Annotated in this window: 20 protein-coding genes and 1 pseudogene; all 21 read left to right on the top strand. The window is 39.1% G+C overall.

Annotated elements, in window-relative coordinates:
- Positions 1–155 precede the first annotated feature (155 nt).
- The 21 genes and pseudogenes from ltrA (at position 156) to dapA (ending at position 21,079) form a co-directional block, all read left to right on the top strand.
- The gene (gene ltrA / locus LZP85_RS13445) at positions 156–2,096 is read left to right on the top strand and encodes a group II intron reverse transcriptase/maturase (protein WP_326490227.1); all 1,941 of its coding nucleotides are present in this window, start codon (positions 156–158) and stop codon (positions 2,094–2,096) included.
- Positions 2,097–2,211: 115 nt separating this feature from the next.
- Positions 2,212–2,727: pseudogene (locus LZP85_RS13440) on the top strand (helix-hairpin-helix domain-containing protein); the annotation flags it as partial.
- A 393-nt stretch (positions 2,728–3,120) separates the two neighbouring features.
- Positions 3,121–3,591, top strand: a complete 471-nt coding sequence (gene rimP, locus LZP85_RS13435; protein WP_025908947.1) for a ribosome maturation factor RimP — start codon at positions 3,121–3,123, stop codon at positions 3,589–3,591.
- Between the two features lie 41 nt (positions 3,592–3,632).
- Positions 3,633–4,748 (top strand): transcription termination factor NusA, encoded by a 1,116-nt coding sequence (nusA, locus tag LZP85_RS13430; protein ID WP_025908946.1) that lies wholly within the window; start codon positions 3,633–3,635, stop codon positions 4,746–4,748.
- Positions 4,749–4,760: 12 nt separating this feature from the next.
- The gene (rnpM, locus tag LZP85_RS13425) at positions 4,761–5,036 is read left to right on the top strand and encodes an RNase P modulator RnpM (protein WP_025908945.1); all 276 of its coding nucleotides are present in this window, start codon (positions 4,761–4,763) and stop codon (positions 5,034–5,036) included.
- Positions 5,033–5,341, top strand: a complete 309-nt coding sequence (locus LZP85_RS13420; RefSeq protein WP_078989371.1) for a YlxQ family RNA-binding protein — start codon at positions 5,033–5,035, stop codon at positions 5,339–5,341. The genes rnpM and LZP85_RS13420 overlap by 4 nt, the downstream gene beginning before the upstream one ends.
- Positions 5,342–5,361: 20 nt before the next feature.
- Positions 5,362–7,404, top strand: a complete 2,043-nt coding sequence (gene infB, locus LZP85_RS13415) for a translation initiation factor IF-2 (protein WP_061784567.1) — start codon at positions 5,362–5,364, stop codon at positions 7,402–7,404.
- Positions 7,401–7,679: a DUF503 domain-containing protein gene (locus LZP85_RS13410; protein ID WP_061784566.1), complete on the top strand. Its 279-nt coding sequence runs from the start codon at positions 7,401–7,403 to the stop codon at positions 7,677–7,679. The genes infB and LZP85_RS13410 overlap by 4 nt, the downstream gene beginning before the upstream one ends.
- A 115-nt stretch (positions 7,680–7,794) precedes the next feature.
- The gene (gene rbfA / locus LZP85_RS13405; protein ID WP_025908941.1) at positions 7,795–8,160 is read left to right on the top strand and encodes a 30S ribosome-binding factor RbfA; all 366 of its coding nucleotides are present in this window, start codon (positions 7,795–7,797) and stop codon (positions 8,158–8,160) included.
- Between the two features lie 101 nt (positions 8,161–8,261).
- On the top strand, positions 8,262–9,176 hold the full coding sequence (gene truB / locus LZP85_RS13400) for a tRNA pseudouridine(55) synthase TruB (protein WP_076512248.1): 915 nt from the start codon (positions 8,262–8,264) through the stop codon (positions 9,174–9,176).
- 28 nt (positions 9,177–9,204) lie between these two features.
- Entirely contained in the window at positions 9,205–10,161 is a 957-nt protein-coding gene (ribF, locus tag LZP85_RS13395) for a bifunctional riboflavin kinase/FAD synthetase (protein WP_025908939.1), read from the top strand.
- A gap of 146 nt (positions 10,162–10,307) precedes the next feature.
- Positions 10,308–10,577, top strand: a complete 270-nt coding sequence (gene rpsO, locus LZP85_RS13390; RefSeq protein WP_025908938.1) for a 30S ribosomal protein S15 — start codon at positions 10,308–10,310, stop codon at positions 10,575–10,577.
- A 171-nt stretch (positions 10,578–10,748) separates the two neighbouring features.
- Positions 10,749–12,875, top strand: a complete 2,127-nt coding sequence (pnp, locus tag LZP85_RS13385) for a polyribonucleotide nucleotidyltransferase (RefSeq protein ID WP_025908937.1) — start codon at positions 10,749–10,751, stop codon at positions 12,873–12,875.
- Positions 12,876–12,995: 120 nt separating this feature from the next.
- Entirely contained in the window at positions 12,996–13,967 is a 972-nt protein-coding gene (locus LZP85_RS13380; protein WP_076512249.1) for a polysaccharide deacetylase family protein, read from the top strand.
- A gap of 71 nt (positions 13,968–14,038) precedes the next feature.
- Positions 14,039–15,283: a M16 family metallopeptidase gene (locus tag LZP85_RS13375; protein WP_025908935.1), complete on the top strand. Its 1,245-nt coding sequence runs from the start codon at positions 14,039–14,041 to the stop codon at positions 15,281–15,283.
- Between the two features lie 390 nt (positions 15,284–15,673).
- Positions 15,674–15,907 carry a YlmC/YmxH family sporulation protein gene (locus LZP85_RS13370; RefSeq protein WP_035320336.1) on the top strand — a complete coding sequence of 78 codons (234 nt, stop codon included), beginning with the start codon at positions 15,674–15,676 and terminating at the stop codon, positions 15,905–15,907.
- Between the two features lie 230 nt (positions 15,908–16,137).
- The gene (gene dpaA, locus LZP85_RS13365; protein WP_234561754.1) at positions 16,138–17,037 is read left to right on the top strand and encodes a dipicolinic acid synthetase subunit A; all 900 of its coding nucleotides are present in this window, start codon (positions 16,138–16,140) and stop codon (positions 17,035–17,037) included.
- Entirely contained in the window at positions 17,037–17,630 is a 594-nt protein-coding gene (locus tag LZP85_RS13360; protein ID WP_025910560.1) for a dipicolinate synthase subunit B, read from the top strand. The genes dpaA and LZP85_RS13360 overlap by 1 nt, the downstream gene beginning before the upstream one ends.
- 185 nt (positions 17,631–17,815) lie before the next feature.
- The gene (gene asd / locus LZP85_RS13355; RefSeq protein WP_061784560.1) at positions 17,816–18,859 is read left to right on the top strand and encodes an aspartate-semialdehyde dehydrogenase; all 1,044 of its coding nucleotides are present in this window, start codon (positions 17,816–17,818) and stop codon (positions 18,857–18,859) included.
- Positions 18,860–18,899: 40 nt separating this feature from the next.
- Positions 18,900–20,126, top strand: coding sequence for an aspartate kinase (dapG, locus tag LZP85_RS13350; RefSeq protein ID WP_025910558.1), 1,227 nt, complete (start codon positions 18,900–18,902; stop codon positions 20,124–20,126).
- 80 nt (positions 20,127–20,206) lie between these two features.
- Positions 20,207–21,079, top strand: a complete 873-nt coding sequence (dapA, locus tag LZP85_RS13345) for a 4-hydroxy-tetrahydrodipicolinate synthase (RefSeq protein WP_025910557.1) — start codon at positions 20,207–20,209, stop codon at positions 21,077–21,079.
- Positions 21,080–21,111 lie beyond the last annotated feature (32 nt).

Raw genomic sequence — 21,111 nt, 5'->3', positions numbered from 1 at the left:
CCCGTAGTAGTGTTGAAGCTTCTGTAATGGAAGTGGAGCGAAGGGGCATAGTCGGACTCAAGAAAAGGAGCAACCAACATTCACTAACTGCTAAGAAATTCCGTTGAGAGTAAAGTACCGAGATGCAAGTATCCTTGTGAAAGGAGCGAGCATCTATAAAACTTAGCATACCGAAATCGGAAGAGGAGTTTCAAACTCTCAGAGATACAATATACGCGGTAACGAAAGCTGCAATCGCTGAGAGAAAGCAACCTAAGTTCCAAGGAATTATTGAAGTAGCTAGAAGCGAAGTTGTAGTTTTAACTGCGATTCATAAACTCAAAAGTAATAAAGGTAGTGAGACACCTGGCGTTGATGGACAAACGATGAGAATTAACATTCTTCAGAAGGATTTCAAGGAAGTCCTTGAGTATGTCCAAAAGAATTTTGATAATTATCAACCTGAAATGTTTAGGCGTGTGCATATCCCAAAGGATAATGGGAAAACAAGACCACTTGGTATTCCTGCAATTGCAGATAGAATTGTCCAAGAATGTATCCGAAGTGTCATTGAACCCATCTGTGAAGCACATTTCTTTGAACATTCATATGGGTTTAGACCGTGGAGAAGCACCGAGAACGCATTAGCAAGACTTGGTTTCCTCGCTCATAAAACAGGACACCACTGGGTCATTGAAGGAGATATATCCAAATTCTTTGATAACGTGAATCACAATAAACTGCTGAAAATACTTTGGAGTTTTGGTATTACCGATAAACGAGTTCTAATGATGATACAAGCAATGTTAAAAGCGGGAGTAATGGAGGAGATTGTGAAGAATGAACTAGGCACTCCTCAAGGGGGAATTATTTCTCCTCTTTTGGCAAATGTCTATCTCACCCCTTTTGACAACTTTGTTACTAGAGAATACGAGAGGAAAGTTCTCAGGAAAAATTACAGCTCTGGTCAAAGAAGCCTTGTATTGCGCGGATTATCAGGTAAGCCACGTCTTAAGTTAAAAACAGCCTATCTCGTGAGGTATGCTGATGACTGGGTCGTGCTGACCAATACGAAGGAAAATGCAGAAAAACTCGTATACAGGTATGAAAAATACTTGAGAGAAGAGTTAAAATTGCAATTATCCTTAGAAAAGACAAAGATAACCGACATTAGGACAACACCAATCAGTTTTCTTGGTTACAAATATAAGCTTGTGAGAGGAAATGCAGAAAAAGGGTACATTACTAGGTCGAAGCCGAATGAGGAAAAACTCGCTAAGAAGGTTGCGCAGCTTCTTAAGGACATCAAGCTCCTCAAAAAGTGCAAAGACATTGAAACCTTAATCAGTGACATCAATATTATCAATTCAAAGATAAGAGGGCTGGTTAACTATTATCAAGTCACCACTTGGGGCTCGGAAATATTTAAACAGTATAATTATCGGGTTAGATGGGCGGCGTACAGAGCAGTACGACGGAGGCTAGGTGCTAAAAGTGCAAAAGGCAAGAAAAAGATAGTCGACTGGGTTCCTGCTAATAAATGCACAAACCTAACAGAGCTTCATGCTAATTACAAAACTGCCTTACCTGCTGTTAAATATAAAGACCATATTATTGGTGTCACGGACCTTGCATTTATCAAACGAGTTGATCCTGCATTGTTTAATCAAGAGGAAACGCCCTTTACCTTGCAAGGAAGGGAGCTGCACCTCAAGAGAACAAGAAAAAAGCCAAGATTATATAGACTTGATTGGATATTCGGAGCAGACGCAATGGCTACGAAAAGGTTGCTTGGAAATAGAAACAAAAGTAAGCGTAGAAGGAAGCTCTATAACTTTGAATTTTTCCTTAACAGGGCTTACGCATTTAATCGTGATAAAGGCAAGTGCAGGATATGCAGGGAAGATATCGCGCCTTATGAAATTGAAACACATCATGCAAACCCTGAATTGCCTGCCGAGCAGGTAAACAGGGTAACGAACCTTGTGTCCCTTCATAATAAATGTCATAATGACCTGCACAATCTCACATTAAATGAAGACAAGCTTCTTAGCTTAGGTTATAAGCAAAAACAAATTAAAAAGATACTTTCATTTCGGGAAAAATTAGTGAAGTAACATTTGGTTGTTGTTCGATGGAACGCCGTATGAATCGAAAGGTTCACGTACGGTGTGAAGCGGGGGAAAATGGAACCCAAACAGGTGAGGCTGAGGGGAATATTACCTATCGCTACCCCATGCAGCAGCATACGTTTTAATGGCTGTACGTATTGCGTATTTTAAAGTTCATCATGCGCTTTTATATTATGCAGCATATTTCACAGTACGCGCCGATGACTTCGATATTGACACAATGATCAAGGGTTCGACTGCTATTCGGGCGAAAATGGAAGAAATCAATGGTAAGGGACTTGATGCTTCTCCGAAAGAGAAGAACTTATTAACAGTGCTTGAACTTGCGCTTGAAATGTGTGAGCGTGGCTATTCATTCAAAAAAGTTGATTTGTATGAATCGAGTGCAGATGAGTTTATTATTGATGGTACATCGTTAATTCCACCATTTAATTCCATTCCAGGATTGGGTACTAATGCGGCTTTAAATATTGTGAAAGCTCGCAAGGATGGAGAGTTTTTATCAAAAGAAGATCTACAGCAAAGGGGAAAAGTATCAAAGACAATTCTAGAGTATTTAGACAATCACGGTTGCTTAGAAAGCTTGCCAGATCAAAACCAACTTTCACTTTTCTAACATTTGCATAAAATAAGCGGTTATGATATAGTGAATGTGGAAATGCTAAGGATACGGACGAGTAAAGAGTGGGGAAACCCGCTCTTTCTTATTGATATGAACTTACGAACTAGTAAGGAGTATGGGAAACGAATCGGCGGTTAGCATGATTCGTTTTTTCTGTACGTGCATGCTTTTTGACTCGAGACGTTCTAGCATCGAAACTTAAGTACCGGACTGTATCACGGCGATATGAATTGAAAACATTCATTATTATTTTCATCATTCTTACTCATTAGTATATCGTGCGTATGTACCAGCTTCATACTAGGTATTGAAAGGACAGTATCAAATGTGTCCACTCTTTTTTAGATAAGAGACATAGATTTTGTTGTCTCGAAAGGAGGATTAGAAATGGGCAAAAGCGTAAAAGAAACAGTAGAAGAAATGGTTACACCAATTTTAGAAGAAATGAACTTAGAGCTAGTGGAAATAGAGTATGTAAAAGAAGGGCGCGATTGGTTCCTTCGAGTTTTTATTGATTCTGAAACGGGTGTAGATATTGAAGACTGCGGAGCTGTAAGCGAAAAGCTTAGCGAGAAAATGGATGAAGTTGATCCAATCACACATAACTATTTTCTTGAAGTATCCTCTCCAGGTGCTGAGCGACCTTTAAAGAAGGACAAAGACTTTGAACGTTCAATCGGTAAGCATGTATACATAAAAACATATGAGCCAATTGAAGGAGCAAAGGAGTTTGAAGGCGAACTAGTAGCATTTGACGGTACAACAGTAACGTTATCAATTCGCATTAAAACACGTACAAAAACAGTGGAATTACCATATGAAAAAGTTGCGTTTGCTAGGCTGGCAATTGTGTTTTAACGCATTAGCAACTAGTGAATATTAAAGGGGGATTAACCAAAATGAGCAGTGAGTTATTAGATGCCTTGGTAGTTCTTGAAAAAGAAAAAGGCATTAGTAAAGATGTTATTATTGAAGCGATTGAAGCAGCGTTAATTTCTGCTTATAAGCGCAATTTTAATCAAGCGCAAAACGTGCGTGTTGATTTAAATTTAGATCGAGGAACAATGCGCGTATTCGCACGTAAAGACGTTGTAGATGAAGTGTATGATCCACGCTTGGAAATCTCAGTTGAAGAAGCCCAAGGGATTAATCCTAACTTTCAATTAGACGACGTTGTAGAAATTGAAGTAACGCCAAAAGACTTCGGTCGCATTGCTGCACAAACAGCGAAGCAAGTTGTAACACAGCGCGTTCGTGAGGCAGAGCGTGGCGTTATCTATTCTGAGTTTAGCGATCGTGAAGAAGACATCATGACAGGAATTGTTCAGCGTCAAGACTCACGCTTTATCTATGTAAGCCTTGGGAAAATTGAGGCTCTATTGCCACAAAGTGAACAAATGCCCAACGAACAATATAAACCACATGACCGTATTAAAGTGTATATCACAAAAGTGGAAAAAACAACAAAAGGTCCTCAAATTTACGTTTCAAGAACACACCCTGGATTACTTAAGCGTTTATTTGAAAAAGAAGTACCAGAAATTTATGATGGTACAGTTGAATTAAAGTCAGTTGCACGTGAAGCTGGCGATCGTTCTAAAATCTCTGTTCACTCAGAATATGCTGAAGTAGATCCAGTCGGTTCTTGTGTAGGACCAAAAGGTCAACGTGTTCAGGCTGTTGTGAATGAATTAAAAGGTGAGAAAATTGATATCGTTCGCTGGTCAAATGACCCGGTAGAATTTGTGGCAAATGCATTAAGTCCATCAAAAGTATTAGAAGTAATGGTGGATGAAGAGGAAAAAGCAACAACGGTTATCGTGCCAGATTACCAGCTGTCATTAGCAATCGGTAAACGTGGACAAAATGCACGTTTAGCAGCTAAGTTAACAGGATGGAAAATTGACATTAAGAGTCAATCCGAAGCCGAGCAAGAAGGTATTTATATTCAAAAAAGTGATGACATGTTAGTGAGTCAACATGCATTTGATTCAGACGAAGATGACATGGAATAAGAGGTGAGCCAAATGAACAATCGTAAAAAAGTCCCGATGCGAAAATGTGTGGCCACTGGTGAAATGATGCCTAAAAAAGAGCTAGTACGCGTTGTACGCTCTAAAGAAGGTGAAGTTTCGGTTGACTTAACGGGTAAAAAGTCCGGGCGCGGTGCCTATTTAAGTAAAGATAAAGAAGCCATTTTATTAGCAAAAAAGAAAAATGTCTTATCTACTCACTTGAGCGCACCGATTGAAGATGCAGTTTATGATGAATTGTTGACGCTTGTAGAGAAGGAGAAGCAATGACATTGAATAATGAAAAGTGGCTCTCTTTTTTAGGACTTGCAAATCGAGCACGTAAATTAATTTCTGGTGAAGAGCTTGTAATAGGAGAAGTGCGCAAAAAAAAAGCAAAGCTTGTTCTTTTAGCCGGTGATGCATCAGATAACACAACAAAAAAAGTCATCGACAAATGCACGTATTATCAAGTTCCGGTTCGAACCGTTGTGGATCGCTACGTTTTAGGAGAAGCAATCGGTAAAGATGCACGTGTTGTCGTTGCAGTGATGGATAGTGGCTTTGCCAAAAAGCTAATCACGATGCTCGATTAATCTTTTTGGGGGTGAAAATATTGAGTAAAGTTCGCGTACATGAATATGCAAAACAATACAATATTTCAAGCAAAGACGTTATAGAAAAATTAAAAGAAATGAATGTTGAAGTGTCTAACCACATGACAACGTTAGAGGATGAGCATGTGAAAAAACTAGATGCAGCACTAAATAATAATTCAAAACCAAATAATAATGATAAAAAAGGCAACAAAAAGCCAGCAAAACCTGCTGCCAACAAAGGTGGAAAAGGTAATAGAAAGCCTCAGGGAGGAAAAGGAAGACCGGCTCCGGCACAACCAAAAGAACTTCCTGAAAAAATCACATACTCTGAAAGTTTAACAGTTTCTGAATTGGCAAAAGAGTTAGGCAAAGAGCCTTCAGAGATTATTAAAAAGCTGTTCATGGTTGGGGTTATGGCAACAATCAACCAAGAGCTTGAAAAAGAAGCAATTGAATTAATTGCTGGTGAGTATGGCGTAGAAGTGGAAGAAGAAGTTGTGTTAGACGCAACTGATTTTGAAGCAATGGAAATCATTGACGATGAGAAAGACCTTCAAATTCGTCCACCAGTTGTTACAATTATGGGTCACGTAGACCATGGTAAAACAACGCTATTAGATTCAATTCGTAACACGAAGGTAACGGCTGGAGAAGCTGGTGGAATCACGCAGCATATCGGTGCTTACCAAGTTGTGGTAGAAGAGAAGAAGATTACGTTCTTAGATACACCAGGACATGCCGCGTTCACAACAATGCGTGCGCGTGGAGCAAAAGTAACAGATATTACAATTCTTGTTGTTGCAGCTGATGATGGTGTAATGCCACAAACAATTGAAGCAATTAACCACGCGAAAGCTGCTGAAGTACCAATTATCGTAGCTGTTAATAAAATGGATAAAGAAGCAGCAAACCCAGACCGCGTTATGCAAGAACTAATGGAACACGGATTGGTAGCGGAAGAATGGGGTGGCGATACAATCTTCTGTAAGCTATCTGCTCTATCAGGAGAAGGTATTGACCAGCTTCTTGAAATGATCCTATTGGTAAGTGAAGTAGAAGAATTAAAAGCAAACCCAAATCGTCGTGCTGTTGGAACGGTTGTCGAAGCACAGCTTGATAAGGGCCGCGGTTCAGTAGCTACTTTACTTGTTCAAAATGGAACACTAAAAGTTGGAGATCCAATCGTTGTCGGAAACACGTTCGGTCGTGTTCGTGCAATGGTAAACGACATCGGTCGTCGCGTGAAAGAGGTTGGTCCTTCAACTCCAGTTGAGATTACAGGTCTAAACGATGTACCGTTAGCTGGTGACCGCTTCATGGTGTTTGAAGATGAGAAAACAGCTCGTCAAATCGGTGAGCTACGTGCTCAAAAGCAGCTTGAACAACAGCGTGGTGAAAAAACGCGCGTAAGCTTGGATGATTTATTTGAGCAAATCAAGCAAGGTGAAATGAAAGACTTAAACTTAATCGTAAAAGCTGACGTACAAGGTTCTGTTGAAGCTTTAGCAGCATCTTTACAAAAGATTGATGTTGAAGGCGTAAACGTACGCATCATTCACACTGGTGTAGGTGCAATTACAGAATCTGATATCATCTTAGCAACAGCTTCTAATGCAATCGTAATTGGATTTAACGTACGTCCAGATGCAGGTGCAAAACGCACGGCAGAAGCTGAAAAAGTAGATATTCGTCTACATCGTATTATCTACAAAGTGATTGAAGAGATTGAATCAGCGATGAAAGGAATGCTTGATCCTGAGTTTGAAGAAAAAGTTATTGGTCAAGTTGAAGTTCGTCAAACGTTCAAAGTATCTAAAATTGGTACAATTGCCGGCGGTTACGTCACAGAAGGTAAAATTACGCGCCACAGCAGCATCCGTTTAATTCGTGATGGTATCGTTATCTTTGAAGGTGAAGTTGATGCCCTAAAACGATACAAAGATGATGCAAAAGAAGTAGCTCAAGGCTACGAGTGTGGTATTACAATTAAAAACTTCAATGACATTAAAGAAGGCGATGTTATTGAAGCATATGTAATGGAGCAAATCGATCCTAAGTGATTGGATTAGTGGAATGTGAATGTTTAATTTATAACGCGGCCTCACTAAAGGATAAGCGAGCGGTTTTACAGCGGATTTTAATGCGCCTAAAACAAAAGTATAATGTATCGGTATCCGAAACAGATTTTCAAGATGTGTGGCAGCGTACAAAAATTAGCATAGTTGCAGTTTCATCTAGTCGCATCGCAACGGAACAAGAATTACAAAAAGCAATTGCTCTAATGGATTCTTTTCCAGAAATCGAACGCACTATTACAACCTTTGATTGGTTATAATACCGATTATAAGCAGAAAATTTTTCTGTTGATGAAGTGTTGGAACCAATTGGGTTTTTCAAGCTGATTTAATAGCAGTCAGCCTGTTGAAGTGGTATAAAAGGGGTGACACAGTATGAAAATTAGAGCAACTAGAGTCGGTGAACAAATGAAAAAAGAGCTAGGTGAGATTTTAAATCGAAAGATTAAAGATCCACGCATCGGCTTTGTAACGGTTACGGACGTTCAGGTTTCAGGCGATTTGCAGCAAGCAAAAGTATATATCTCTGTATTAGGAGATGCTGAGCAGCGTGAGAATACGTTAAAAGGTCTTGCAAAAGCAAAAGGCTTTATTCGCTCAGAGATTGGTCAGCGCATTCGCTTACGTAAAACACCTGAAATTACATTTGAATTTGATGAGTCAATTGATTATGGTAATCGGATTGAGTCGTTACTTCATGAAATTAAAAAAGAAAGCAACGATGAGCAAGACCATAATTAATGGATGATTAGGGTGCTCAAATGAGCATGATAAAGGGTGTCTCAACAAGTACATGTGCTTTTTGAGGCACCTTTTTTATGGAGGAAAAGGAGTTGAGTAAGTTGGATGGTGTTTTAGTTTTAAATAAGCCAGCGGGGATGACGTCTCATGACTGTGTCTTTAAAGTTAGAAAGCTACTAAAAACAAAAAAAGTAGGTCATACGGGCACGCTTGACCCAGATGTAACAGGTGTACTCCCCATCTGTATCGGTCGCGCAACCAAAATTGTAGAGTATTTAACAGGTGCAACAAAAACGTATGAAGGGGAAGTCACTATTGGTTTTTCTACCACGACGGAAGACTCATCTGGTGATGTGGTGGAAAGAAAAGAGATAAATGCGACGTTTACGCGTGCTCAAATTGAAGAGGTTCTTAAATCCTTAACGGGGACGATTGAACAAGTTCCTCCCATGTATTCAGCCGTAAAAATTAATGGTAAAAAGTTATATGAATACGCAAGGCAAGGGATTGAGATTGAAAGACCTGCGCGTACTATTCAAATTTATCAGTTTGAACTTCTTGATGACCGAGATGTATTTACGGGCGAAAACATTTCATTTCGCTTCCGTGTGACCTGTAGTAAAGGAACGTATGTTAGAACACTTGCTGTTATGATCGGTGAGAAACTTGGTTACCCGTCTCATATGTCTTATTTAAAAAGAACAGGATCAGGTCAGTTTTCTTTAGAGGATTGCTTAACGTTTGAACAGATTGAACTAGCAGTAGAAGAAGGAACAATTCAATCACTTTTACATCCTATTGAGCGTGCGCTCTTTCATTTGCCGAAATTCAAAATAAATGATACATTAGCAGAGAAAGTGAGAAACGGTGCGGTATTACCATGTCCAGAAGATGAATCTTTACTCGAGGGGCAATTTCTAATGGTGGATTCAGCTGGAAAATGCATGGCGATTTATGCGCAGCATCCCACAAAAAAACATTTAATTAAACCGGTAAAAGTCTTAGCAATCGACTGAATTGGTTAAGGAAAAGGTGAAGTGCGTTTTGGAAACGATAGAGATTCGACATCCACATCATTTAGGACGAGAGGTTGTACAGCGTTCTGTTTTAGCTCTTGGATTTTTTGATGGTGTACATTTGGGGCACCAGCAAGTGATTAAAACAGCAAAGCAAATTGCTGATGAGAAAAATGTAGCGAGCGCAGTGATGACTTTCACACCTCATCCATCCGTCATTCTTGGGAAAAACGTTCAGCACGTTGATATGATTACACCTTTAGAAGAAAAAAAACGACTTATTAAAAAACTGGGAATTGACTTTTTATATATAGTGCATTTCGATCGGGCGTTTGCATCTTTATTACCACAAGAGTTTGTTGATCAGTATATTATCGGCTTAAACGTAGAGCATGTTGTAGCAGGATTCGATTATTCATATGGTAAGCTAGGAAAAGGGACGATGGAAACGTTACCTTTTCACTCTCGTTCACAGTTTACGCAGACGGTCGTAGATAAGCTAACAACAAATGAAGAGAAAGTAAGCTCAACGTTAGTTAGACAATTCTTAGCTGATGGTGAAATGGAGAAAGTGAAATTGCTGCTTGGACGTAATTATGAAGTAGAAGGAACGGTCGTTCATGGTGAAAAAAGAGGCAGGCAAATTGGGTTTCCAACGGCAAATGTTTCCTTAGCCGCTGATTATCTCCTGCCAAGAACAGGCGTATACGCAGTGGAGTTAGAGCTAAATAATCAATGGTATCAAGGAGTATGCAATATAGGATATAAACCAACATTTCATGAAGACTTAAAAAAGCCCACAATTGAAGTGCACCTTCTATCATTTAATAAGCAAATTTACGGTGAGCATGTAAGAGTTCGTTGGCATAAGCTCATTCGTAGTGAGCGCAAATTTTCTGGAATTGAAGCGCTAATTGAACAAATTTCATTAGATAAAGAAGAAGCAAACCAGTACTTTTTAGGTGTTTCAAAAAACGTACAATAAACTAAAAGAAAAAGCAGAGATTTTCTTGCTTTTTTGAAAAGAAAGTAGTAATATAACACTTGTATGCAAAACAACCATTGCTTGGCATGACGATTCACCAACGTCTTGCTCGGTAACTGGGGTTTATAAACAAGGAGGTGAATAGGATGGCTATCACACAAGAGCGTAAAAATGAAATCATTAATGAGTACAAAACTCATGCAAACGATACTGGATCTCCAGAGGTTCAAATCGCTGTCCTAACAGAGCAAATTAACAATCTAAACGATCATTTACGTACTCACAAGAAGGACCACCACTCTCGTCGTGGGCTTCTAAAAATGGTAGGTAGACGTCGTAACTTACTTAACTATCTTCGTAACAAAGACGTTACTCGTTATCGTGATCTAATCAACAAGCTTGGTTTACGTCGATAATAAGAAGAAAGCGGGAGCATTCCCGCTTTTTTAGTATGTACATTTAGATGTTTTGAAAAGATGCTACATAATGTGAAAAAAGCTATTGTTTTTTAGTATTTCGTTTATAATAAAACTATCACATTTATTTACATACATATATTTTATATGTAGAGAGGGGTACTCGTCGATATGGAACAAGAAAAACGAGTGTTCTCCATGGAACTAGCCGGTAGAAGGCTAGAGGTTGAAGTTGGTCAATTAGCAAAGCAAGCTAACGGAGCAGCACTGATTCGTTATGGAGACACAGTAGTATTAAGCACGTCAACAGCTTCAAAACAAGCGAAAGACGTAGATTTTTTTCCTTTAACAGTTAACTATGAAGAGCGTTTATACGCAGTTGGTAAAATTCCAGGTGGATTTATTAAGCGTGAAGGTCGTCCAAGTGAGAAAGCTATTTTAGCTAGCCGCTTAATTGACCGTCCAATTCGTCCGCTATTCGCAGATGGATTCCGTAACGAAGTACAGGTCGTAAGTGTTGTAATGAGTGTAGATCAAAACTACTCGTCTGAAGTTGCCGCTATGTTTGGTTCTTCTTTATCACTTTCTATCTCTGATATTCCATTCGAAGGCCCAATTGCTGGGGTTATCGTAGGGCGTGTAGACGGTAAATTTGTTGTAAATCCAGGTGTAGAAGACCAAGAAAAAAGCGATATTCATTTAACGGTTGCTGGAACAAAAGACGCTATTAACATGGTTGAAGCTGGTGCAGATGAAGTACCAGAAGAAGTGATGTTAGAAGCAATTATGTTTGGACATGACCAAATTAAGAAGTTAATTGAATTCCAAGAAGAAATTGTTGCAGCTGTTGGTAAAGAGAAAATGGAAGTGCAACTTTATACAGTAGATGCAGACTTAGAAAGACAAGTGCGTGAAATTGCAGAAGCAGACATGAACCGAGCTGTTCAAGTTCAAGAAAAGCATGCTCGTGAAGAAGCAATTAGCGAAGTAAAAGCAGCGGTAATTGCGCAGTTTGAAGAGCAACAAGTTGAAGCTGATGTATTAGGTCAAGTCAGTGAGATCTTATCTAAGCTTGTTAAAAGCGAAGTGCGTCGTCTAATTACAGAAGAAAAAGTGCGTCCAGATGGTCGAAGCATTGACGAAATTCGACCATTATCATCTGAAGTTGGCTTATTGCCGCGTACACACGGCTCTGGGTTATTCACGCGTGGACAAACGCAGGCACTTAGCATTTGTACACTAGGAGCGCTTGGAGATGTGCAAATTCTAGATGGCTTAAGCGTAGAAGAATCTAAACGCTTTATGCATCACTATAATTTCCCTTCTTTCAGCGTAGGTGAGACAAGACCAATGCGTGGACCTGGACGTCGTGAAATCGGTCATGGAGCACTTGGTGAACGTGCATTAGAGCCTGTTATTCCAACAGAAAAAGATTTCCCATACACAATCCGCCTTGTATCTGAAGTGTTAGAATCAAACGGTTCAACGTCTCAAGCAAGTATTTGTGCAAGTACGCTTGCAATGATGGATGCTGGGGTTCCAATTAAAGCTCCTGTAGCGGGTATTGCAATGGGTCTTATTAAATCGGGTGAGCATTACTCAATTTTAACTGATATCCAGGGAATGGAAGATCACTTAGGTGATATGGACTTTAAAGTAGCGGGAACAGCAAAAGGTGTTACTGCGTTACAAATGGATATTAAAATTGATGGCCTATCTCGTGAAATCTTAGAAGAGGCTCTTCAACAAGCACAAAAAGGACGCATGCAGATCTTAGATCACATGATTTCTACAATTAATACACCTCGTGAAGAGCTGTCTCAGTACGCTCCGAAAATCTTGACGATGGCAATCAATCCAGACAAGATTCGTGATGTTATTGGACCAAGTGGTAAACAAATTAATAAGATCATTGAAGAAACTGGTGTTAAGATTGATATTGAACAAGATGGTACAATCTTTATCTCATCAATTGACCAAGAGATGAACCTAAAAGCGAAGAAAATCATTGAAGATCTTGTTCGTGAAGTTGAAGCTGGACAAATGTATCTAGGTAAAGTTAAACGCATCGAGAAGTTTGGTGCATTTGTTGAAATTTTCAGCGGTAAAGATGGCCTTGTTCATATTTCTGAGCTTGCTGAAGAACGTATTGGTAAAGTGGAAGACGTTGTTGCTATCGGTGATGAAATTCTTGTAAAAGTAATGGAAATCGACAAGCAAGGTCGCGTTAACTTATCAAGGAAAGCAGTTCTGAAAGAGCAAAAAGAAAAAGAAGAGCAGGCAAAAGAAACAAAATAATTGCCTTGTTATTCCCCCACGCAGTCTAACTGATGTGGGGGTTTTATTACATTGGCTTGAAGACGCTGTTCTACCTTGTCCTTTTTCTACATACTTTGTATGGAGAAGGGGGAAGGATAAGTGAAACGTTCAATCATTCAATTTACTGCATTTTTATTTTTACTTGCAATTACATATAAATCAATTTATAATCCGTTTGCTACTGATTATGTAGAAGCATTTCAGACAACGGTTGAGCAAGCTGGTGTCGAAAGAAACGACCTATATCAGAAGATTGCCGAGAAAGCAAAGATATATAACGTTAAGCCTTCTAATGCAGCCATTGACCCAGTCTGGAAGAAAACGCCGGGTTACAATGGAATCGCTGTAGATGTAAAGGCTTCCTATGAGAACATGAAAAAAAGCGGTAAGTTTAATGAAGACAAGCTGGTTTATAAACAAATAAAGCCAAAGGTGCATTTAGATGATCTTCCATCTGAAGCTATCTATCGTGGACACCCTGAAAAGCCTATGGTATCGTTTACGATAAATGTGGCCTGGGGAAATGAATATTTACCAGATATGCTTCAAACTTTAAAGAAGCACGATGCAAAAGCAACGTTTTTTTTAGAAGGAAGATGGGTTAAAAATAACCCTGAGTTGGCAAAGATGATTGTAGATGAGGGACATGAAGTTGGAAATCATTCCTACTCGCATCCTAACATGGCTACATTATCATCAGGACAAATTGTTGATCAATTAAAGAAAACGAATGAAGTAATTACGGCTACTACTGGTAAGAAAGTAAAGTGGTTTGCGCCCCCAAGCGGTAGCTTTCGAAAAGAAGTAGTAACGTTAGCTTCAGAGCAAAAAATGAGTACAATTATGTGGACAGTAGATACAATTGATTGGCAAAAGCCAACAAAAGATGTGCTGATTAATCGCGTGATGAAAAAAATTCATCCAGGTGCAATCGTGCTGATGCATCCTACTGAGACTACAGCGAATTCATTGGATCAGCTGTTAACGGATATTGAGAAAAAAGGGTTAGATGTTACGACGGTAACGATGCTGCTTGATGAAGAAAGAATGGTCAGTTATCGTAAAGATTAACGGATATCAAGCGTATTTTTCTTATAAACGTATCTCATTAAAATGAAGCAAATGACAAAGGAGGAGTTAGCTTGATTACTCGACATACATGCAAAAATGGTGTGCGAATTGTGCTTGAAAATATCCCAACGGTTCGTTCGGTAGCGATTGGAGTTTGGATTGGGACCGGTTCTCGAAGTGAACATCCAGAAATTAATGGTGTCTCACATTTTTTAGAGCACATGTTTTTTAAAGGTACTAAGACACGCTCTGCTCGTGACATTGCAGAGAGCTTTGATCAAATTGGAGGACAAGTTAATGCCTTTACATCAAAGGAATATACTTGTTACTATGCAAAAGTGTTAGATGAACATTCCAATCAAGCGCTTGATGTGCTAGCAGATATGTTCTTTAACTCTGCTTTTGATGAAGAAGAGTTAGCTAGAGAGAAAAATGTAGTATACGAAGAAATTAAGATGTATGAAGATACCCCAGACGACATCGTACATGACTTATTAGGTAAAGCTGTGTATGGTGACCATCCGTTAGGATATCCAATTTTGGGAACGGAAGAGACGTTAAAAACGTTTAACGGTGATTCGCTTCGTAGCTATATGGAAAAAATGTACATTCCTGAAAATGTTGTGATTTCAGTAGCGGGTAACGTAGATGATTCTTTTATTAAAGAAGTTGAAAAGTATTTTGGTACATACACTTCATCATATGATGCCCATCAGTATGTACAGCCAGCTTTTCATACAAATCACATCGCTCGCAAAAAAGATACAGAACAAGCGCATTTATGCTTAGGTTTCGAAGGGCTTCCAATTGGTGGAAAAGATGTGTATAGCCTAATCGTTTTAAATAACGTATTGGGAGGAAGTATGAGCAGTCGCTTGTTCCAAGAGGTACGAGAGCAACGTGGATTAGCTTATTCGGTCTTCTCTTATCATTCTTCTTACCGTGATAGTGGCCTTGTGACTATTTATGGTGGAACAGGTAGCAATCAGCTTGATGTGCTGTATGATACAATTCAAGATACGCTTACAGAGCTTACAGACACAGGGATTACGGCGAAAGAGCTTGCTAACAGTAAAGAGCAGTTAAAAGGAAACTTAATGCTGAGTCTAGAAAGCACAAATAGTCGTATGAGTCGTAACGGAAAAAATGAACTAATGTTGGGTCATCATCGCTCATTAGATGAAATTTTAGATCTAGTTAACAATGTGACAATTGACAGCGTTAATTCATTGGCACGTTCTATTTTCAAAGATGATTTTGCACTATCTTTAATTAGCCCTAGCGGTGAAATGCCAAAAGGATTGAATAAAAAATAAGAGTACGAAAGCGGCTGGAACATAAGTATTTCAGTCAATGATCTATCCGAACTATTGAGAGTTAACGACTCTTTTATAGTTCGGATTTTTTGTTGATTAGGAAACTAATTTTAAAGAATTAGTGGAATGGAGCGTAAGGCATGTGACTCCTAGGGGGACTAGAGGAAGAGATGAGACTCCGCAGCGAGGAGGCTCAGATTCCTCCCTGCGGAAAGCGAGTGTCCGTAGCGGAATGGAACGAAACGAACCTGTTATTATAACCTAACTACCTTAGAAAAGACATAACTCGTCTTTGAGAAAGAAACATTTCGTTTTGTCCCACACTTTTTTATTTTCTTGTCATGTTTTTACTATGTTCATTGATAAACTAGTTATAAGGGGGAGAGGTTTATGAGGTTAAGTGAACTAAGCGGTAAGGAAATTGTGGATTTAAAGCGAGCTGAACGCCTTGGCGTACTGGGGCAAACGGACTTAGAATTTAATGAGCAGGGCCAAATAAAAGCGCTATTAATTCCTTCTATGAAATGGTTTGGTTTCCGAAAGCAGGGTAGTGATGTAAGAGTACCATGGTCTCATATTGAAAAGATAGGAACCGATATGGTTATAGTTAATTTAGAACAATAAGAAAATACATCGATTGAATAGTAGAAAAGCATGGCTGTTAGTAGCCATGCTTTTTTTGGACTCGAATATTTGTCATACAATGCGGAGAAAGATTCACCGATTCTCAGTTGTTTACATACTATGTTGAAGAAAATGCAATAGGTATCTAATGGTAATGAATGATTCTATGATATCTATAATTTTAAAGAACTAGACGTCTCTATTTAATATTAAAGAAGGTGAACAGACACATGTTAACGGATTTGCACATAGCTGTCATTGGTGGTGATGCAAGACAGCTTGAGGTCATACGAAAGCTCATCCAATTAGATGCAAAAACATCGCTTATAGGGTTTGATCAGCTTGATCACGGCTTTACTGGTGCGACCAAATATCAAATTGATGAACTAAATTTTTCCGATGTCGATGCCATTATTTTGCCTGTACCAGGTACAAATCATGAAGGGCAAGTCGATACCATCTTTTCAAATGAAAAAGTAATTTTAACAGAAGAGATCTTAGCTAGTACTCCTGCGCATTGTACCATTTATTCAGGAATTAGCAATGAGTATTTAAATAGCCTTGTTCAAAAGACAAATCGAACACTCATTCAGCTGTTTGAGCGTGACGATGTTGCTATCTACAACTCAATTCCAACAGTTGAGGGGACAATTATGCTGGTCATTCAACATACAGACTTTACAATACATGGAGCGAATATATCCGTTCTTGGATTAGGAAGAGTAGGAATGAGTGTGGCGCGCTCGTTTGCAGCATTAGGAGCAAATGTAAAGGTTGGTGCGCGTAAATCAGAGCATTTAGCACGCATTAGCGAAATGGGGTTAATACCGTTTCATTTAAACGATTTAGCTCAAGAAATAACGGATAGTGATATTTGTATTAATACGATTCCATATCCGGTTTTGACATCTAGTGTCTTAGCCAATATTCCAACGCATGCTCTTGTAGTGGACCTTGCATCAAAGCCTGGAGGTACTGATTTTCGCTACGCTGAAAAAAGAGGAATTAAAGCGATTCTAGCACCGGGACTTCCTGGAATCGTGGCACCAAAAACAGCAGGACAAATCGTTGCCAATGTCATTGTGACGTTACTGAAAGAAGCTGCTGATCAAAGGGAGGAGAAACAATAATGTCACTTAAAGGAAAACGAATTGGTTTTGGTTTAACGGGCTCTCACTGTACGTACGATGCAGTAATGCCAGAAATTGAAAAGCTTGTCAATTTAGGAGCAGAAGTAATGCCTGTGGTATCTTATACTGTTCAATCAACAAATACACGTTTTGGAGATGGAGAAGATTGGATTCGAAAAATTGAAGAAGTTACCGGGAACTCTGTTATCAATACCATTGTAAAAGCAGAGCCATTAGGACCCAAAATTCCACTTGACTGCATGGTGGTTGCTCCAATTACTGGAAATACAATGAGTAAATTTGCGAATGCTATGACCGAATCCCCAGTTCTAATGGCTGCAAAAGCAACGCTACGTAATAATAAGCCTGTTGTCTTAGGTATTTCAACCAATGACGCATTGGGTCTAAATGGTGTAAACTTAATGCGACTAATGGCTACTAAAAACATTTACTTTATTCCATTTGGTCAAGATGATCCTATTTCAAAGCCAAACTCAATGGTAGCTCGTATGCCGATGCTTTCTGATACGGTGTATGCGGCATTGGAAGGGAAACAAATTCAACCTGTTGTCGTGGAGCGTTTTCGCGATTAAGAAACAAAGTAGCGCGCCGCATCATAAAGTAATTTTAAGAATATATTTCTGTCAAAGGTGAAAAAAGAAGAGAAGATTTTAAAATCTTCTCTTCTTTAGCGCAATAAAATAAGGTATTATGTTAAAATAGTCAGTATATGCAGAAAAATGTTGAGTAGTTGAAAATTGTTGGAGGCGGTATTAAAATGACAAGAGAATTACATGTAGCAGTAGTAGGAGCAACAGGTGCAGTAGGACAACAAATGATAAAAACTCTACAAGAGCGTAATCTTCCAATTGGCAAATTAACATTATTATCTTCAGCTCGTTCAGCGGGTAAGAAAGTCACTTATAATGGAGAAGAAATAATCATTCAAGAAGCAAAGCCAGAGAGCTTTGAAGGAGTAGATATTGCTTTATTTAGCGCAGGAGGAAGCATTTCCAAGGCGTTAGCACCGGAAGCAGTGAAACGTGGAGCGATTGTAGTTGATAATACAAGCGCATTTCGTATGGATGAAAACGTACCTTTAGTTGTGCCAGAAGTAAACGAAGAAGCACTAAAAGCACATAATGGAATCATTGCAAATCCAAACTGTTCAACGATTCAAATGGTAGCAGCACTGCAACCACTGCGTGAAAAATACGGTTTATCTAAAGTGATTGTATCGACGTATCAAGCTGTTTCAGGTGCTGGTGCCGCAGCAATTAATGAATTAAAGGAACAAGCACAAGCAATCCTGGACGAAAAAGAATTCACGCCAGAAATTTTACCAGTTGGTGGGGATAAAAAGCATTACCAAATTGCTTTTAACGCTATTCCTCAGATTGATAAGTTCCAAGATAACGGCTTTACATTCGAAGAAATGAAAATGATTAACGAAACGAAAAAAATTATGAGCATGCCTGAACTACCAGTAGCTGCTACTTGTGTTCGCTTACCGGTTGTTACAGGACATTCAGAGTCAGTTTATATTGAAATTGAAAACAATGATGCAACGGTAGCTGATGTGAAAAAATTACTAGCTGATGCACCTGGTATCGTTTTACAAGATGACCCAGAGAATCAAGTATATCCAATGCCTGCAGACTGCGTAGGCAAGCGTGAAGTATTCGTTGGTCGTATCCGTAAAGATTTAGATCACGAAAATGGCTTCCATATGTGGATTGTATCTGATAACTTATTAAAAGGTGCAGCTTGGAATTCTGTACAAATTGCAGAGTCACTTATTAAGCTTGGCTTAGTAAAATAAGCGCAACTAGCGTGTTTCAGAGTATTAATGAGGTGTAAGTATGAAAATCATCGTCCAAAAATTTGGAGGAACTTCCGTTCGTAATGAACAAGGAAGAGAACGTGCTATTCATCATCTGAAAAATGCACAAAAAGAAGGTTACAAAGTAGTGGTAGTTGTATCTGCAATGGGACGTAAAGGCGAACCATATGCAACGGATACGCTGTTATCACTTGTGAATGGTAATAAGGCTTCTGTGAATAAACGAGAGTTAGATATGTTAATGGCTTGTGGAGAATTAATTTCTTCCGTTGTATTCACTAACTTATTAAACGAAAATGGCATAAAGGCTACAGCTCTAAATGGTGCTCAGGCTGGTTTTATCACGAATAGTGATTTTACTAATGCCAAGATTATTGAAATGAAATGTGACCGTATAATAGAAGAATTAGAAGAGTATGATGTCGTGGTAGTAACAGGCTTTCAAGGAGCAAACGAAAGCGGTGATACAACAACGTTAGGTCGAGGAGGTAGCGACACGTCTGCTTCTGCTTTAGGAGCTGCATTACAAGCTGAATACATTGACATTTTTACAGATGTCGAAGGGGTAATGACAGCAGATCCACGCATTGTTGAAGATGCAAGACCGCTATCGGTTGTGACATATAATGAAATTTGTAACATGGCATATCAAGGTGCGAAGGTTATTCATCCAAGAGCTGTTGAAATTGCTATGCAGGCCAAAGTACCAATGCGCGTACGTTCAACCTATGCTGACTCTGAAGGTACACTAGTGACTTCCCATAGTGCGGCTCAACAGCGTGGAAGCGATGTCCAAGAGCGTCTTGTAACAGGCATTGCTCACGTATCCAATGTGACACAAATTAAGGTATTCAGTAAGGACGGTTATTACGACACGCAGGCTGAAGTATTTAAAGCTATGGCTCAGGAAAAGATTAGCGTGGACTTTATTAATATTTCACCAAAAGGTGTTGTGTACACTATTACTGAAGAATCAACAGATAAAGCGATTGCGGTTTTACAAGAGCTTGGTTACGAGCCTTCTGTTATCCGCAATTGTGCTAAGGTATCTATCGTAGGTGCAGGGATTGCCGGTGTGCCTGGCGTAACGGCTAAAATTGTAACGGCGCTTGCAAGCGAAGGAATTCAAATTTTACAATCAGCTGATAGTCACACAACAATTTGGGTACTTGTAAAAGAAGAGGATTTGAAGAAAGCAGTTAATGCACTTCACCGTGCTTTTGATTTATCAAAAGTAACTCAATAAAGTAAACAGACTCCATCAATTAAATATTGTTGATGGAGTTGTTTACCAATGGAGATAATTGAACGTCAAGGAGTGAAGACATGATTGATTTTGGTAAAGTAGCAACGGCTATGGTAACCCCTTTTGATCATAAGGGAAACATTGATTTTGAAAAAACAACACAGTTAATTAACTATTTGATTGAGAATGGATCAGATTCTTTAATCATTGCTGGAACAACGGGTGAATCACCAACGTTATCCACAGAAGAAAAGCTAGCTCTATTTAGACACTCAGTTAAAGTAGCGGCAGGTCGTGTTCCAGTAGTAGCTGGAACTGGTAGTAACAACACGTATGCATCGATTGAGCTAACAAAAAAAGCTGAAGAAATTGGCGTAGATGCTGTAATGATCGTTGCGCCGTATTACAATAAACCAAATCAAGAAGGTTTATATCAGCATTTTAAAGCAATTGCAGAGAGCACAAAGCTTCCTGTGATGCTTTATAACATTCCAGGTCGCTCTGTTATTAACATGGAGCTTACTACCATTGTACGCTTGTCAGAGCTTTCAAACGTAGTAGCAATTAAAGATGCAAGCGGAGATCTTGACGCTATGACAGCTATTATTAACAATACAGCTGATGACTTTGCGCTTTATAGTGGCGATGACGGTTTAACGTTGCCGGTATTATCAATTGGTGGTAATGGTATTATTTCTGTGGCGTCTCACGTATTAGGTAACGAGATGCAAGCGATGGTATCAGCATTTGAGACGGGTAAAGTAAAAGAAGCAGCTCAACTACATGGTAAATTATTGCCTGTTATGAAGGCTCTTTTCTCTGCTCCAAGCCCAACACCTGTAAAAACGGCTCTGCAGTTTAAAGGTTTAGACGTAGGATCTGTACGTTTACCACTTGTTCCTTTAACTGAACCTGAGCGTGAATCATTACGAAAAATGCTTAACACGCTATAATAAAAAGCCTCCTCATTCATAAAAGAATGCAG

This window comes from Priestia flexa (genome assembly GCF_021441905.1).
Classification (GTDB): domain Bacteria; phylum Bacillota; class Bacilli; order Bacillales; family Bacillaceae_H; genus Priestia; species Priestia flexa.
Note: the sequence above shows the minus strand (reverse complement) of the source record. Positions and strands in the feature narration are given on the sequence as shown.